Source organism: Nonomuraea sp. MTCD27 (genome assembly GCF_041950495.1).
Lineage (GTDB): Bacteria > Actinomycetota > Actinomycetes > Streptosporangiales > Streptosporangiaceae > Nonomuraea.
This window is the reverse complement of sequence record NZ_JBGNUW010000010.1, coordinates 206,118-221,291: the sequence shown is the minus strand read 5'-3', so window position 1 is coordinate 221,291 and position 15,174 is coordinate 206,118. Positions and strand designations below refer to the sequence as shown.

Sequence of the window (15,174 nt, the reverse complement as noted above, 5' to 3'; positions counted from 1 at the left end):
TTGGCGAGGTTACCCGCTGGAGGGACCGGTCGCCGAAGCGGCCGGGCGGATCTGGCCGATGATGGCGAGCACCTCCTCGGCCAGGCCGCGATCGCCCGAGAGCACGACCTCGGACACGGCCGCCGCCAGCGCCCCCGTGATCACCACGACGAGCGCCTTCTCATCCTCGAACAGCGCCGCGTTGCGCTGCGCCCACTTGCGCAGCCGGTCGCGCATGATCACCTCGAAGCCGGGCGGCCCGTCGCCGCGCAGGAACAGCGCGGCGACCTCGCGCTCCTCAAGGCAGCCGTCGAGGTAGGCGCGGGCGGCGCTGACGAACACGTGCATCGGGTCGCTCTCGCCGGAGGCGCGGGCCGCGCGGGCGGCGAGCTTGGTCCGCTGCGTCTGCCTGGCCTGGAACTCCTCCCACAGCGTGAGGTAGAGATCGGCCTTGCCGGAGAAGTGGTGGTAGAGGCTCCCCACGCTCGCGTCGGCCCTGGCCACCACGTCCGTCACGCCCGCCTCGGCGAATCCCTTGGAGATGAAGACCTCCTGGGCCGCGGCCAGAAGAGAGCTGCGCGTGGCGGCCCCACGCTCGGACGTACGCGGCTGGGCGACCACGTTCTCCACATCGCTCATACGGGATCTCCTCCACGGCGGGGCGCCACGCTCCATGTTGGAGGCAAGATCCTTGGCGCGCACAGCGTATAGCGCAAAATCCGTTCTTCCCCTAGCAGATTATCCCCCTCTGGCCGGGAAGAGACCGGCAACTACGATCGACGTAGATGTCCCACAAGGAGGCCAGCCATCATGTCCGACCAGACTTCCGTGCCGCCGGCGCTCGCGACGAGCGAGCACGCCCCCGATCGCAACCTTGCGCTGGAGCTCGTCCGCGTCACGGAGGCGGCCGCGATGGCGGCGGCCAGGTGGGTCGGCCGGGGTGACAAGAACGGCGCGGACGGCGCGGCGGTGAACGCCATGCGCCAGTTGATCAGCACGGTCTCGATGAACGGCGTGGTCGTCATCGGCGAGGGCGAGAAGGACCACGCGCCGATGTTGTACAACGGCGAGCAGGTCGGCGACGGCAGCGGCCCCGACTGCGACGTCGCGGTGGACCCCATTGACGGCACCCGGCTGACGGCGCTCGGCATGCCCGACGCGGTCTCGGTGATCGCGGTGAGCGAGCGCGGCTCGATGTACGACCCGTCGGCCGTGTTCTACATGGAGAAGCTCGTCACCGGCCCGGAGGCGGCCGACGCGGTGGACATCGAGGCCCCAGTGGCGGTGAACATCAACGCGGTCGCCCGGGCCAAGCACTGCTCGCCGTCCGACGTGACCGTGGTCGTGCTCGACCGGCCCCGGCACGAGCGGCTGGTCAAGGAGATCAGGGAGACGGGCGCGCGCATCAAGTTCATCACCGACGGTGACGTGGCCGGCGCGATCATGGCGGCCCGCGCGGGCACCGGCATCGACCTGATGCTGGGCATCGGCGGCACGCCCGAGGGCATCGTGGCCGCGTGCGCGCTCAAGTGCCTGGGCGGCGTGATCCAGGGCAGGCTGTGGCCGCGCGACGACGCCGAGCGCGCCAAGGCCGTCGACGCCGGGCACGACCTCGGGCAGGTGCTCACCACGAACGACCTGGTCAGGTCCGACGACGTGTTCTTCGCGGCGACCGGCATCACGCAGGGCGAGCTCATGCAGGGCGTACGGTTCCGCGCCGGATCGGCGATGACGCAGTCGCTGGTGATGCGCGGCCGGTCGGGCACGATCCGCAAGATCGAGAGCGAGCACCAGCTCTGGAAGCTGCGCGCGTACAGCGCGATCAACTTCGACACGGCCGGCTGAGCCGCCGCCCGGCCGGCAGGAGAGAGCCGGGCACAGGAGATCAGCGGCGGCGCTTGCGGCGGGGTGGCTCCTTGACCTTGACCTCGCCCGCGAAGTTCGTGGTGCGCACCTCCACCACGGGCGCCCCCGGCTCGGTCGGCTGCTTGGTCAGGCGGACCGTCTTGTCCTTGGCCACCCTGATCACCTCCAGCCCCTCCGGCACGCGGATCTCCAGCCCGCCGAAGACCAGGGTGGCGTTGATGATGATCCGCCGGTTCTGCAGGATCGCGTCGCTGAAGTCCAGCTTGGTCGTGCCGAACATGGCCGTCACGCCGAGCTCGGCCGGCACCACCCAGCGCCCCCCGCGCTGCTCCTTCTTGAAGATGGCCGAGACCGGCCGGCCGTCGAGGTTGAGCGGCTGCTGCTCGGCGGGCAGCAGGTCGGTGGTCAGCGCGGCCAGCTCACCGAGTGTGCGCGCGGCGTAGAGCACCCCGAGCCGCTCCTCCAGCTCCTCCAGCGTGATCCGCCCGTCGGCGTGCGCGTCCTGCAGCACCTGGGCGATGCGTTCGCGGTCGGCGTCGGACGCGCGCAGCTCGTGCGGCTGCGGTATGTCGTTCGGCGCCGGAGGGCGGCGGGCTTGCACCCACTCCTCCGCCAGCCGCTCCCCGACTTCCTGCAGCTTCGGCAACCACGATCCCGCGCGTTCGTTCACACTTCTGACGATATCTGGCGCTCGCCCTGTTCGCTCGTGCCGAATGGGCCGATGTCAGCGGATTCTGGCCAGCAGTCCGGCGATCTCCTCCGCGAGTTCCGCGTTCACCTCGGCGTGGCGGTTGAGCAACCGGTACCACATCCCGCCGAAGACGAGGTAGACGGCCAGTTCCAGGTCCGCGTCCGCGCGCAGGGCGTACGAGCTGGATGCCAGGAAGCGGCTGCGGCGGCTCAGCGACGACCTCATCCGTCGCGCGCTGACCTGAACACCCTGTTTTCTAAGGATTTTCTTAGGAATCCATCCCCGCGCACGGCCGTTGTTCCCGGCAAAGGGGAGGTGTGCGTGCATCAACCGGCGCGATGGGGTCTCGGCGCGGCAGGCGCGGGCGTAGCGGTGATCCTCGGCCTGGAGCTGTCGAGTCTCGACGAGATGAACCCGCTCAGGCGGACCATCAGCGAGCACGGCCTCGGTCCCGACGGCTGGCTCTTCGGTCTCGGGGTGGGCCTGCTGGCGGCGGGGTCGGTGGCCATCGGGGTGTCGCTGGCCCGCAAGAGGCTGGCCGGGATCTTCGGCACGCTCGCGCTCATGGGGTGGAGCGTCGGGCTGTTCCTGACCGCCTGGTTCGAGAAGCACGACTGGTCGGTCGGGCCGAGCACGAGCGGCAGCATCCACCGGGTGGGCAGCTTCGTGGCCTTCCTGTGCCTGCCGCTGGCGGCGGTCGTCATCGCCCGGCCCTGGCGGCACCGGGAGCGGTCCCGGGCCACGCTGCTGGCGTTCGGGTTCGGGATCTGCTCGGTGTTGTGGGTGGTGGGCATCGGCGCGGTGATGCTGGTCGGGGCCGGCAACGGGCTGCCGTGGTATCGGGTCATGCCGCTCGGGCTGGTCGAACGCGGCCTGGCCGTCACCGAGGTCGCGGCGCTGCTGGCGCTCGGCGTGTGGGCGGCCGCGCGGCGGCTGAACGTGGCGGAGCCGGCGCGCGAGGAGGCCCCCGCCGAGCAGCCCGCCGGATAGCTAGGGCCGCAGCAGGGCGATCAGGTCGTCGACGTATCCCCTGAAGACGGCCGCCATGTCCACCCGCTCCGGATCGATGAGCCACTGCGTCTGCAGGCCGTCCATCATCGCGATCAGCCGGTCGGCGTGCGCCTCGGCGTCGAGCCCGGCCCTGAGCTCGCCGCGCTCGGCGCCCCTGCGCAGCGCCGCCGCCACGTTCGCGCGCAGCCGCCGGTAGCGGCGCTTGGCCCAGTCGTGCCCGGGGTGGCCGGGGGTCACGGCCTCGCCGCTGATCACGGAGAAGAGCTGCACCAGGCCCGGCACGCGGGAGTTGTGCTCCACCACGCCGACCAGGGCCCGCAGCGCGTCGATCCCGCCCTCCGGCGCGAGGTCGAACTTGCGTGTGTCGAGCTCGTCCCGGTAGTCCAGCACCGCGATGAGCAGCAGCTCCTTGGTCCTGAAGTGGTGCAGCAGCCCGGCCTGGGACAGCTCGGCGCGCTCGGCGATGCGGGCCAGCGACGCGCCGCGGTAGCCGTTCTCGGCGAACTCCAGCAGCGCGGTGGCCAGGATGCGCTCCCTGCGCGCCGCGCCGGACGCGTAGCCCCGTTTCACTCCCGGCAGCCTATCCGGGTGCTGGCGGAGGGCGTCTGGCAGCCGCTAACCTGACCGCGCCTCACGTTTGATTCCCCCCGATCAGGAGGCCGCCGTGCCGTCCTTGCGTGATCGCCAGACCCGGGTCGCCGCCTTCTTCGTCTTCGGCGTGCAGGGCCTGTCCTTTGCCACTCTGCTCATCCAGGTCGCGAACCTGCAGGCCAAGCATGAGCTCGACGAGGGCACCCTCACGTTGCTGCTGCTGATCGTGCCCGTGTTCGCGGGCGTCGGCAGCGTGGCGGCGGGCGCGTTCGCCGCCCGGCTGGGGAGCAGGCTGCTGCTGCGCGTCGCGCAGCCGATGGTGGCCGTCGCCGTGGTCCTCGCCGGCCTCGCGCCGAACGTGCCGCTGCTGGTGCCGGTGCTGCTGCTGTTCGGGGTGGCGGTGGGCGCGGTGGACGCGGGCATGAACATGCAGGGCGTGGCGGTCGAGCGCAGGTACGGCGTCCAGGTGCTGAACGGGTTCCACTGCGTGTGGAGCGTGTTCAGCATGGCCGGCGCGCTGTGGGCCTCGGCGGCGGCCGACCTGCCGCTCCCGGTGGTCATGGCCGTCCCCATGGTCTTCGCCGTGGCCGGCTCGATCTACGCCGGGCCGAAGCTGTGTTCGCCGAAGGAGGAGAAGGTCGAGACGGCGACCGTGACCGCGGGCAGGTTCCCGTGGCGGCCGATCCTCCCGCTCTGCCTGGCCATGGGCTTCCTGTACGTCGGCGACGCCGCCGTCTCCAACTTCAACACGGTGTTCATGAAGGACGTGCTGGCGGCCGGCCCGAGGGTGATCCCGCTGGCCTACGTCGCGTACCAGGCGACCACCCTGGCCGTCAGGCTCGGCGGCGACTTCGCCGTCCGCCGGTACGGCCCCGCCGTCATCGTCAGGATCGGCGGCCTGATCGCCACCCTCGGCTTGCTGGGCGTCGTCGTGGCCCCCAACCAGTTCCTGGGCATCGTCGCGTTCGGCCTGACCGGGGTGGGGCTCTCGGTGGTGGCGCCGCAGTCGTTCTCGGCGGCGGGCCGGCTGGACCCGGCGGGCACCGGCGTGGCCATCGCCAGGGTGAACCTCTTCAACTACGTCGGCTTCATCGTGGGCGCGGCCCTGGTGGGCGGCATCGCGGACGCCGCGGGCATGCGGATCGCGTTCGCCGCGCCGCTGGTGCTGGCCGCCGCGATCATCGTGCTGGCCCCGGGCTTCGCGCCGAAGCGGGCGGCGGCCACCACTGATCAGGCGGCCACCTGATCCGGCTCCAGCCGATCATGCGGGTTCCAGCCGATCAGGCGGGCTCCAGCAGGGCGACCGCCGCGTCCACGGCCGCCGCCACGTCGTCGTCCGGCGGGTAGAGCAGGGCTCGCCCCGCCACCAGCCCGCACACCCCGGGCAGCCGCAGCGCCTTGCGCCACGCGGCGTGGGCCACGTCGGGCGTGTCGCCGGGATCGCCGCCGAGCAGCAGGACCGGCAGCGTGGTGGCGTGCAGGACCCGCTCCATGTCGGGCACCACCGGGATCTTCAGCCAGGTGCGCGCCGAGGTGGCCCCCAGCCCCTGGGCGACGTTGACGGCCCGGATCACGCCGTCGGGCGACAGATCGTGACCCGCCCGGCTCGACCAGAACGGCTCCACCATCGCCACCAGCCCGTCGCCGGCCAGCTCGGTGATCGCCCGGCCGCAGGACTCCAGCGTCGCGGCGGTGCCGGGCTCGTCGAGCGCGATCCGGCAGAGCATCTTGCCCCCGTCCAGCCGCATCCGGGCGATGGCCCCGGCGTCGTACGCCGTGAACCGGTCGTCGAACTCGAACACCGCCCCCTGCAACCCGCCCCGGTTCATCGACCCGATGACGATGAGGTCGTCGAGCGCCCCGAGCAGCAGCAGGTCCTCGACCACGTCGGGGGTGGCCAGCAGGCCGTCCACGCCGGGGCGGCGCAGCGCGACCATCAGCCGGTCGAGCAGCTCGACCCGGCTCCCCATGGCCAGCGGCCGGCCCCCCACGCCCAGCGCGCCCCGGGCCGGATGGTCGGCGGCGATGATCATGAGCTGGCCGCGCGGGCCGAACAGCGGCCGGCGCCGCCGTACCGCCGCCGCCTCCGCGATGCGCTCGGGAAACCTTGCCCTGACCTGGCGCAGCTCGCGATAGTCAGCCACCCTGCGGCGCTCCGTCCGGGCATGTGCGAACCCTCATCGCCGTACCTCCGCTACCTCGACCGGACGGTGCTCGCGCAGGGACAGGTCGGCGGCCTCGGCCACGTACAGGGCCTCCAGCGCGTCCTCGATCGAGCACGGGCTCCGGTCGCTGGTCAGGAAGGCGTCGATCTCGTCGCGGTAGGCGGTCTCGAAGCGGGTGACGAAGTCCGGCCAGGGCTCGTCGGAGCGGGGCGCGTCCTCCGTCGTGTGGAGGGGGGCGCGCGAGCTGAGGCCGACCGCCTGCGTGCGTTCGGTGCCCGCCAGTTCCATGCGCACGTCGTACCCGCCGCCGTTGTAGCGCGAGCCCTGGAGGGTGGCCAGCGTGCCGTCGTCCAGCGTCAGGAGCGCGGCGCTGGTGTCCACGTCGCCCGCCGCCGCGAAGAACGCGGCGCCGCGGTTGGCGCCCTTCGCGTAGACCGACACCACCTCGCGGCCGGTCACCCAGCGCAGGATGTCGAAGTCGTGGATGTGGCAGTCGCGGAAGATGCCGCCGGACAGCGGGATGTACTCGGCGGGCGGCGGGACCGGATCGGCCGTCACCAGGTGCACGCGGTGCAGCTCGCCCAGCTCCCCCGCGCGCAGCGCCGTCGCCGCCGCCACGTAGCCGGGGTCGAACCTGCGCTGGAACCCGATCTGCACCCGGTTGCCGGCGCTCGACTCCAGCACCTTCACGGTGTCGGCCACCGTGCCGGCCACCGGTTTCTCGCAGAAGGCCGGGATGCCCCGCTCGCACGCCTTGACGATGAGCTCCGCGTGGGTGCTGGTCGGCGTGGCGATCACCACGGCGTCCGCCTCGAACGCGTCCCCGGGCCTCCCGTACGGCGACGTGCGTACGGGATCGGCCACGATCAGCTCGTCCACCAGGGGATGCGCGGCCAGGGTCGCGGCGTGGAAGGCTCCGATCCGGCCCAGACCCAGCAGTCCCACACGCATGGCGCCTCCAATTCGGGATCCGGCTTTCTTTCTAAGCGAGCATTTCTCCCTCAGTCAACAATTTGTCCTGACATTCGGACCTTTAAGCCTCGGACAGCCTCGGCCGCCTTGTGCGCGGGCAGCCGCGCGAACCCCACCACCACGGCCGGCGGCCCCGCCGCGTCCCGCATCGGCCCCACCGGCTCGGCGGACACGCCCAGCTCCTGCGCGACCCGGACCGTACGCGACTCGTCCCACCGCCCCGGCAGCTCCAGGTACACGTGCAGCCCCGCCTCGATCCCCTTGACCCGGACCTCCGGCAACTCCTCGGCCAGCGCCTTGACCAGGGCGTCCCGGCGGCGACGGTATTCCCTGCGCATGCGCCGCAGATGCTTGTCGTAGCCGCCGGTGCGCAGGAAATGGGCCAGCGCGTACTGCTCGATGACCGGGGAGCCCAGATCCAGCTCGCCCCGCGCCCTGCGGACCGCCTCGGCCAGGTCGGGCGGCGCCGCCACCCAGCCCAGTCGCAGGCCGGGCGCCAGCGCCTTGCTCACGCTGCCCGAGAGGATCACCCGGTCGGGCGCCAGCCCCTGCAGGCAGCCGACGGGGTCGCGGTCGAAGCGGAACTCGGCGTCGTAGTCGTCCTCCAGGATCACGCGGTTGCCCGCGTAGACCCACTCCATCAGCGCGGCCCGGCGCGGCGGCGAGAGCACCACCCCGGTCGGGAACTGGTGCGCGGGCGTCACCAGGACGGCGTCCCCGCTCAGCTTGCGCACGTCCAGCCCCTGCTCGTCCACCGGCACCGGCACGAGGTGCGCGCCCGCCCGCCGCAGCAGCGGCACCTGGCGGTGGCTGGTCGGGTCCTCGACGGCCAGCCGGAGCGGGCGCTGCTGGGTCAGCACGTGCAGGACCAGGCTCAGCCCCTGCGCCACGCCGCCGACGATGACGAGGTTCTCCGGGCGCACATCGGCGGCCCTGACCCGCCTGAGGTAGCCGGCCAGCTCTTCGCGCAGCTCAGGCACGCCGCCGGGGTCCCCGTAATCGAGGGCGTCGGAGGGTACGGTGGTCAGGACGTGCCTGACGGCCGCCAGCCAGCGTTCACGGGGGAAGTGGCTGAGGTCCGGGGAGGTGGGGCGATGACCGTAGTACGGAGCGCACACAGGGGTGTTCGGCGACCGGCGGGCCGGCTTGGGCCGGACCGGCACCGGGTTGCGCGGCCTGGAGTTGGCCCGCGCGGCGTTCTTGGGGGTGACCTGGGTGCCCACGCCCACCCGCGAGACCAGGAAACCCTCGGCGACGAGCTGCTCGTACGCCTCCACCACGACGCCCCTGGAGACCTGGAGGTCGGTGGCCAGGTCGCGGGTGGCGGGCAGGCGGGTGCCGGGGGTGAGCCGCCCGCCCCGGATGGAGTCGCGCAGCTCAGACGCGATCTGCCCGGCGATTCCCCCCTTATCGCGATTTATCTTGATATGGAGGTCAGCCATATTGGTCCTGTCTTCTGGCGGGACATTGGACTGTTTGCGGGAACCATTGTCTCCCTAGCATCCTTCGCATGAGAAACGGAATCGTGGGGGCCGCCGCGGCCATGTTCCTCGTCGGGACGCTGGCCGGCGTCGCCGGGCTCGTTGACTCGTATCCCATATACGGCGGACAGGCTGTTCGGTATCTCGTCGCTTCGGTCATCCTGCTTGTCATAACGCGAGCGCTGGGCCTGCGGTTCGTGCGACTCGCTCCGCGCGACCTGCTCTGCCTGGCCGGGCTGACGCTGCTCGGCCTGGTCGTCTTCAACGTGGCCGTGGTCGAGTCCACCCGCGCCTCCGGGCCCGCGCTGGTCGGGACCGTGCTGGGCACCGTGCCGCTGGCGCTCGCGCTGGCCGGCGGGCGGCCCGCGCCCCGGCTGCTGCTCGGCGCCGGTGTGGTGGTGACCGGGGCGACGCTGGCAACAGGGCTCGGTAGCGGCACGACCGAGAGCCTGCTGTGGGCCCTCGCGGCGCTCGTCGGCGAGGTGAGCTTCTCCCTGCTGGCCATCCCGCTGCTGCCCAAGCTGGGGCCGATCAGGGTCTCGGCGTACTCGACGGCGCTGGCCGTGCCCATGCTGGCCGTGGTGGGGCTGGTCACCGAGGGGGCGGGCATGTTCAGGACGCCGACGGTCCCGGAGGTGCTCGGGTTCACGTACCTGGCGATCGTGGTCACGGTGATCGCGTTCTTCCTCTGGTACAGCTCGCTGCCCAAGCTGGGCCCGGGCCGGGCGGGGCTGTTCGCGGGGCTCATCCCGGTGGCGGCCATCGTCACGGGGGCGGTGCTCGGGGTCGCAATGCCGACCGCGTACGACCTGCTGGGCGCCGGGCTCGTCGTCGTCGGCATCCTGGTCGGCCTCAGCGCCGAACGCTCGAGCGCGAAGGCGGCCGTCAGACCGTCGGAGGCCTGACGGGGTCGGTCCACCGGTCACTCCCGAGGCGCGTAATCTCTTGGAGGACCGAAAGGATGGACATGGGCGAGTTCGACTACACCGACCTGCTTCCGCTTGGAGCCGACGAGACGGAATACCGGCTGATCACATCGGAGGGGGTGCGGAAGGTCGAAGCGGCTGGGCGTACGTTTCTCGAGGTCGAGCCGGAGGCGCTGCGGCTGCTGACCGAGACGGCCGTCCATGACATCTCCCACTACCTGCGCGCCTCGCACCTCGCCCAGCTCCGGAAGATCGTCGACGACCCCGAGTCCAGCGGCAACGACCGCTTCGTCGCCCTCGACCTGCTGAAGAACGCCTCCATCTCGGCCGGCGGCGTGCTGCCGATGTGCCAGGACACCGGCACCGCCATCGTCATGGGCAAGCGCGGCCGCCACGTGCTGACCGACGGGCTCGACGCCGAGCACATCTCGCGCGGCGTGTACGACGCCTACACCAAGCTCAACCTCCGCTACTCCCAGATGGCCCCGCTCACCATGTGGGAGGAGAAGAACACCGGCAGCAACCTGCCGGCCCAGGTCGAGCTGTACGCCGAGGACCCCCACGGGCACCCCGACGAGTACAAACTGCTGTTCATGGCCAAGGGCGGCGGCTCGGCCAACAAGTCGTTCCTGTACCAGGAGACCAAGGCCGTGCTCAACGAGAAGCGCATGCTGGCCTTCCTGGAGGAGAAGATCCGCTCGCTGGGCACCGCGGCCTGCCCGCCGTACCACCTGGCCATCGTCGTGGGCGGCACCTCCGCCGAATACGCGCTCAAGACCGCCAAATACGCCAGCGCCCGCTACCTCGACTCCATCCCCACCGAGGGGTCGGCGTCCGGGCACGGCTTCAGGGACCTGGAGATGGAGGCCAAGGTCTTCGAGCTGACGCAGAAGCTGGGCATCGGGGCGCAGTTCGGCGGCAAATACTTCTGCCACGACGTACGCGTCATCCGCCTCCCCCGGCACGGCGCCTCCTGCCCGGTGGCCATCGCCGTGTCCTGCTCGGCCGACCGCCAGGCACTGGCCAAGATCACCCCCGAGGGCGTGTTCCTGGAGAAGCTGGAGACCGACCCGGCCCGCTTCCTGCCCGAGACGACCGACGAACACCTCTCGGACGACGTCATCCAGGTCGACCTCAACCGGCCCATGCCCGAGATCCTCGCCCAGCTGACGAAATATCCCGTCAAGACCCGCCTCTCCCTCACCGGCCCCCTCGTCGTCGCCCGCGACATCGCCCACGCCAAGATCGCCGAGCTCCTCGACAACGGCGGCGAGATGCCGCAATACCTCAAGGACCACGCCGTCTACTACGCCGGACCGGCCAAGACCCCCGAGGGCTACGCCTCCGGCTCCTTCGGCCCGACGACGGCCGGGCGCATGGACTCGTACGTCGGGCGCTTCCAGGCGGCGGGCGGCTCGATGGTGATGCTGGCCAAGGGCAACCGCTCCAAGCAGGTCACGGAGGCCTGTCAGCAGCACGGCGGCTTCTACCTGGGCTCCATCGGCGGCCCCGCGGCCCGGCTGGCGCAGGACTGCATCAAGAAGGTGGAGGTGCTCGAATACCCCGAGCTGGGGATGGAAGCGGTGTGGAAGATCGAGGTCGTGGACTTTCCGGCGTTCATCGTCGTGGACGACAAGGGTGACGACTTCTTCACCGACAGGACCGGCCCGGTCCTGTCCATCGGCCGCCGCTGACCCCTAGCTCTCCAGGAGAGCCTTGCGCACACCCCGACACCCTGCGCCCCTCCCCGCCGACGGCCCCGGACTGACACCGCTCGTGGCACGGCCCGGCTGGCGCGCGCCTGCCCGGCTGCTTCTGCCCGCCGGCCCGGCCACGCCTCCGTGCGTCCGCACGCGGGCGGCCGGGTCGGGCGACACGAAAACGCCTCGCAGGCGAGCGGAGGCTACTGAGCGCGAACGCGGGCCGGGCCCGTGAACGGCCTGGCCCCGCCGACCCGCCTGCCCCCGCCGCCGGCGCGCCCGCCTTCGCCTTCTGCGCCCTCAGGGCTCGCCCGCCTTTGGGCGTCCGGCCGTCTGCGGAAGGCGAGCGCGCCGACGGCGGGGCCAGGGCGAGCGGGGCCAGGCGGCTCGGCTCGGCCAGAGGATCGGCCGGGCAGAGGGCCGGCGGAGCCAGGCGGGAGGCGGGCGCCGGCGGCGAGGCCGGGAAGTCGGCGAAGCTAGGCGGGTCGGCTCGGCCAGGGGATCGCCGGGCAGAGGGCCGGCGGAGCCAGGCGGGAGGCGGGCGCGCCGGCGGCGAGGCCGGGAAGTCGGCGGGGCCAGGGCGAGCGGGCCAAGCGAGCGGGGCCAGGCGGGTCGGCCCGGCGAGAGGATCGGCGGCCAGGGGGCGGCGGGGAGCCGGACGGGTCAGAGGGCGAAGGGGGCCGGGTAGGCGATCGTGCCACTCGGCACCGGCCGCGCCCCGGCGAGCGCCAGCGCCATCATCGCCTCATCAGGCACGTCGAAGGGTGCCCGGATCGAGTAGGAGGAGGCCCGGACGAAGCCGAACCGAGGGTAGTAGGCCGGGTGCCCGGCAACGAGCACCAGGGACTCGCCACGGTCGCGGGCGGCGTCGAGACCGGCGATGATCGCCGCGGAGCCGGCGCCCTGCCGCTGGCGGGCGGGCAGCACGGCGCAGGGGGCGAGGGCCAGGGCGGGAGCCCCGTCGACGTGGCAGCGGGTGAAGAGCGCGTGCCCGGCCACGACCCCGTCGTGCTCGGCCACGATGGACAGGCCGGGCAACCAGGCGGGGTCCTTGCGAAGTGCGTCGACCAGGTCGGCCTCGAGCGAGGTCGCGAACGCCGCGAGGTTGATCCCGCGGATCGCCGGCACGTCTCGCTCCTCCTCCGGCCTGGTGACCCAGGAGAGGCTCACGCGGCCACCGGGGCCCGGTGCGGTGCCACCACGCTGCCGTCGGGCAGCAGCAGACCGGTGTCATCGAACAGCACGACGCCGTTGCAAAGGAGGCTCCAGCCCTGGTCGGGGTGGGCCGAGATCACGTGCGACCTCTCACGGTCGAGGGAGTCGGCACTTGGGCAGACGGGGTAGTGACTGCACATCGCGCACCTCTCAGATTGCGCTCCGGATTGCTGGGTCTCAAAAGGGCAACTGGCGCCCTGACGGCGTGCGAAGGTCCAGTGCGGCTCTGGTCGGCTTCCTCGGCCGGCGACGAACCTGGATCTGGCGCATCTTCATCACGTCCTTAGCGGTCTGTCTTCGGTAGTGGACCTCGGCGGATGCTTTCAGTCTGACGTTCGGGACCGACAGTTTCCGGTCTGCTTCCGGCTGTCCGGCAGGAGCTCGCCTTCTTCCTTGCCTTAACCATGCCCCCGCCCCCTTACGGCACCCTTACAACTCGCTGACGCCGCCCCGTGGGTTCCTGTCAGTCAGCCTGCCGTACGCCTGAAAGTCCCCTACCTGGCATCATGCACAAAAATCCGGCAAGTCGTTGTGCCGATCGACACAGAGGCCCGGTGAGCTGCGCAAACGCTCCGAGGAAAGCCGGGCGGGAACGCCTGCGCGGGCGGGGGTAAGCCGCCCGCGCGGCGGGACCAATCTGACCCTCGACAGATTGCCAAGAGAAGACCTAGGTCGCAAGTCCGATGCAGTTGCGAATTACTTGCAATAGTGTCCCTTCCGAGATCAGCGAGATCGACGAAGGAGGAGACGGCCGCATGGGGGACTACACGCTTCCCGACATGCCGTACGACTACGCGGCGCTCGAACCCGCCATCACCGGCGAGATCCTGGAGCTGCACCACGCCGGGCACCACGCCGCCTACGTCAAAGGCGCCAACGACACGCTCGAACGCCTCGCCGAGGCCCGCGACAAGGGCGAGTTCTCGAACCTGGTGGGCCTGGAGAAGACGTTCGCCTTCAACCTGTCCGGGCACGTGCTGCACTCGATCTTCTGGGAGAACCTGTCGCCGGACGGCGGCGACCGCCCCGACGGGCCTCTCAGGGACGCGATCGACCAGCACTTCGGCACGTTCGACGCGTTCCGGCGACAGCTCACCACCGCCACCGCGTCCGTGCAGGGCTCCGGATGGGGCGTGCTGGCCTGGGAGCCGCTGAGCCGCAGGCTCGTCGTCGAGCAGGTCTACGACCACCACGGCAACGTGGGGATGAACACCACGCCGCTGCTCGTGTTCGACGCATGGGAGCATGCGTACTACCTTCAGTATCGCAACGTCCGCCCGGACTACGTCGAGAAACTGTGGGGCCTCATCAACTGGGATGATGTGGCCCGGAGGTTTGCTGACGTGACGAGTCAGGCGGGTTGACTTAAGTTCGCAACAAATTATCGGCCCCGCCTCTACTGGTCGGTTTACACAAATAGGTAAGCTGCCTGGCATGCGTGCGCCCTCCGGTTACCTACTCGCCGCGCGCTATCGGCTCATGGAGCCGGTTGGTCGCGGCGGCATGGGCACCGTTTGGCGGGCACATGACGAGCTGCTCGACCGGGACGTGGCGGTCAAGGAAGTTCGGCTGCCCACCGTGCTCGACGAGGAGTTGCGTGCCGAGCTGTGCGCGCGCACCGAGCGTGAGGGCCGGGCGACCGCGATGGTCGCGCATCCCTCGGTCATCACCGTGTTCGACGTGGTCACCGAGGACGACCGGCCGTGGATCGTGATGGAGCTGCTCCGGGCCAAGTCCCTGGAGCAGCTCATCCAGGAGCAAGGACCGCTCCATCCCCGCAGGGCCGCCGAGATCGGCCGGCAGATCCTGGGCGCGCTGCGCGCCGTGCACGCCAAGGGGATCCTGCACCGCGACGTGAAGCCGAGCAACGTGCTGGTGACAGAGGACCGGGCGGTGCTCACCGACTTCGGACTGGCCGCGCTCGAAGGTGACGTTTCCATCACCCAGGCGGGCATCGTTCTCGGGTCCGCGGGATACATCGCTCCAGAGCGGGTGCTCGGCTCGAAGGCCAGCCCGGCGGGTGACCTGTGGTCGCTCGGCGCGACCCTCTACACCGCCGTCGAGGGCCGGGGTCTGCACGGCAGGCGTACGGCCGCCGCCGCGCTCGCGGCACTGACCAGTGGCGAGCCGATCCCGATGACCAAGGCGGGGCCGCTGGCTCCCGTGCTTGACGCGCTGCTCAGGATCGACCCGGCGACCAGGCTCGACTCCGTACGCGCCTCGCTCATGCTGGCCCGGGTGGCCGCGGGCGGCTCGGCCGAGGAGCCCCTCACCCCGAGCAGGCCCGCGCGTCCCACGTCGCCGACCTCCCAGCCCCCTTTCGTACGCAGGCCCGCGCATCGCGGGCTGCACAGGGCGGATCCTCCGGCGGCCACCCTCAACGTGCCCTCACCGCGGCAGGAACGTAAACCTGGTGAGGGAGTGCACAGGAAGCGGGTTGAACCACGGCCAGCTCCGTCCGCTTATGCCCGTTTCAAAGCTACGGTGATAAAGTTGTGCCTTCCTCGGCGGTTCTGGCCAAGAGAACTTCGCAAGCGAGGGTAAAGCACTTCCCAAGCGAGAATCGATATCTTCTTC

At 71.1% G+C, this 15,174-nt stretch carries 16 protein-coding genes; 7 read left to right on the top strand and 9 right to left on the bottom strand.

All coding sequences use genetic code 11. The features are described from left to right. Nucleotides 1–9 precede the first annotated feature (9 nt). Nucleotides 10–618 (bottom strand): TetR/AcrR family transcriptional regulator, encoded by a 609-nt coding sequence (locus tag ACBJ59_RS28845; RefSeq protein WP_364118917.1) that lies wholly within the window; start codon nt 616–618, stop codon nt 10–12. Nucleotides 619–789: 171 nt separating this feature from the next. On the opposite strand from ACBJ59_RS28845, the gene glpX reads away from it, so the two are divergent. After that, entirely contained in the window at nt 790–1,824 is a 1,035-nt protein-coding gene (gene glpX, locus ACBJ59_RS28840) for a class II fructose-bisphosphatase (RefSeq protein WP_364118920.1), read from the top strand. Between the two features lie 40 nt (nt 1,825–1,864). On the opposite strand, the gene ACBJ59_RS28835 is transcribed toward glpX, so the two are convergent. Both ACBJ59_RS28835 and ACBJ59_RS28830 read right to left on the bottom strand, forming a co-directional pair. After that, complete coding sequence (locus tag ACBJ59_RS28835) at nt 1,865–2,515, bottom strand: DUF1707 domain-containing protein (RefSeq protein ID WP_364118923.1); 651 nt, start codon at nt 2,513–2,515, stop codon at nt 1,865–1,867. Between the two features lie 54 nt (nt 2,516–2,569). Then, a complete protein-coding gene (locus ACBJ59_RS28830; protein WP_375113354.1) occupies nt 2,570–2,761 on the bottom strand; it encodes a hypothetical protein in 192 nt (63 codons plus the stop codon). A 96-nt stretch (nt 2,762–2,857) separates the two neighbouring features. On the opposite strand from ACBJ59_RS28830, the gene ACBJ59_RS28825 reads away from it, so the two are divergent. Beyond that, nucleotides 2,858–3,526 carry a DUF998 domain-containing protein gene (locus tag ACBJ59_RS28825; RefSeq protein WP_375113353.1) on the top strand — a complete coding sequence of 223 codons (669 nt, stop codon included), beginning with the start codon at nt 2,858–2,860 and terminating at the stop codon, nt 3,524–3,526. Here ACBJ59_RS28825 and ACBJ59_RS28820 read toward each other — a convergent pair whose 3' ends face one another. Next, the gene (locus ACBJ59_RS28820) at nt 3,527–4,117 is read right to left on the bottom strand and encodes a TetR/AcrR family transcriptional regulator (protein ID WP_375113352.1); all 591 of its coding nucleotides are present in this window, start codon (nt 4,115–4,117) and stop codon (nt 3,527–3,529) included. A gap of 94 nt (nt 4,118–4,211) precedes the next feature. Between ACBJ59_RS28820 and ACBJ59_RS28815 the strand changes: the two genes are divergently transcribed. Next, on the top strand, nt 4,212–5,384 hold the full coding sequence (locus ACBJ59_RS28815; RefSeq protein WP_375113351.1) for an MFS transporter: 1,173 nt from the start codon (nt 4,212–4,214) through the stop codon (nt 5,382–5,384). A gap of 34 nt (nt 5,385–5,418) precedes the next feature. Here the strand turns inward: ACBJ59_RS28815 and ACBJ59_RS28810 are convergent, their stop codons facing one another. From ACBJ59_RS28810 to ACBJ59_RS28800, 3 genes are read right to left on the bottom strand one after another with little or no spacing between them, the layout of a single operon-like run. After that, the gene (locus tag ACBJ59_RS28810; protein ID WP_375113350.1) at nt 5,419–6,282 is read right to left on the bottom strand and encodes a deoxyribose-phosphate aldolase; all 864 of its coding nucleotides are present in this window, start codon (nt 6,280–6,282) and stop codon (nt 5,419–5,421) included. Between the two features lie 33 nt (nt 6,283–6,315). Continuing rightward, the gene (locus ACBJ59_RS28805; protein ID WP_375113349.1) at nt 6,316–7,254 is read right to left on the bottom strand and encodes a Gfo/Idh/MocA family oxidoreductase; all 939 of its coding nucleotides are present in this window, start codon (nt 7,252–7,254) and stop codon (nt 6,316–6,318) included. A gap of 50 nt (nt 7,255–7,304) precedes the next feature. Continuing rightward, nucleotides 7,305–8,717 carry a PLP-dependent aminotransferase family protein gene (locus ACBJ59_RS28800; RefSeq protein ID WP_375113348.1) on the bottom strand — a complete coding sequence of 471 codons (1,413 nt, stop codon included), beginning with the start codon at nt 8,715–8,717 and terminating at the stop codon, nt 7,305–7,307. Nucleotides 8,718–8,785: 68 nt separating this feature from the next. On the opposite strand from ACBJ59_RS28800, the gene ACBJ59_RS28795 reads away from it, so the two are divergent. Continuing rightward, nucleotides 8,786–9,661 (top strand): DMT family transporter, encoded by an 876-nt coding sequence (locus ACBJ59_RS28795; protein ID WP_375113347.1) that lies wholly within the window; start codon nt 8,786–8,788, stop codon nt 9,659–9,661. A gap of 62 nt (nt 9,662–9,723) precedes the next feature. Next, a complete protein-coding gene (locus ACBJ59_RS28790) occupies nt 9,724–11,376 on the top strand; it encodes a fumarate hydratase (protein WP_364118945.1) in 1,653 nt (550 codons plus the stop codon). A 669-nt stretch (nt 11,377–12,045) separates the two neighbouring features. On the opposite strand, the gene ACBJ59_RS28785 is transcribed toward ACBJ59_RS28790, so the two are convergent. Together ACBJ59_RS28785 and ACBJ59_RS28780 are read right to left on the bottom strand one after the other, a co-directional pair. Further along, nucleotides 12,046–12,552, bottom strand: a complete 507-nt coding sequence (locus tag ACBJ59_RS28785; RefSeq protein ID WP_375113346.1) for a GNAT family N-acetyltransferase — start codon at nt 12,550–12,552, stop codon at nt 12,046–12,048. After that, nucleotides 12,549–12,737 (bottom strand): DUF5999 family protein, encoded by a 189-nt coding sequence (locus ACBJ59_RS28780; RefSeq protein WP_375113345.1) that lies wholly within the window; start codon nt 12,735–12,737, stop codon nt 12,549–12,551. Before ACBJ59_RS28780 ends, ACBJ59_RS28785 begins: the two co-directional genes overlap by 4 nt. A gap of 615 nt (nt 12,738–13,352) precedes the next feature. Between ACBJ59_RS28780 and ACBJ59_RS28775 the strand changes: the two genes are divergently transcribed. Together ACBJ59_RS28775 and ACBJ59_RS28770 are read left to right on the top strand one after the other, a co-directional pair. Then, nucleotides 13,353–13,961: a superoxide dismutase gene (locus tag ACBJ59_RS28775; RefSeq protein ID WP_375113344.1), complete on the top strand. Its 609-nt coding sequence runs from the start codon at nt 13,353–13,355 to the stop codon at nt 13,959–13,961. Nucleotides 13,962–14,031: 70 nt separating this feature from the next. Further along, the gene (locus tag ACBJ59_RS28770; RefSeq protein ID WP_364118954.1) at nt 14,032–15,141 is read left to right on the top strand and encodes a serine/threonine-protein kinase; all 1,110 of its coding nucleotides are present in this window, start codon (nt 14,032–14,034) and stop codon (nt 15,139–15,141) included. Nucleotides 15,142–15,174 lie beyond the last annotated feature (33 nt).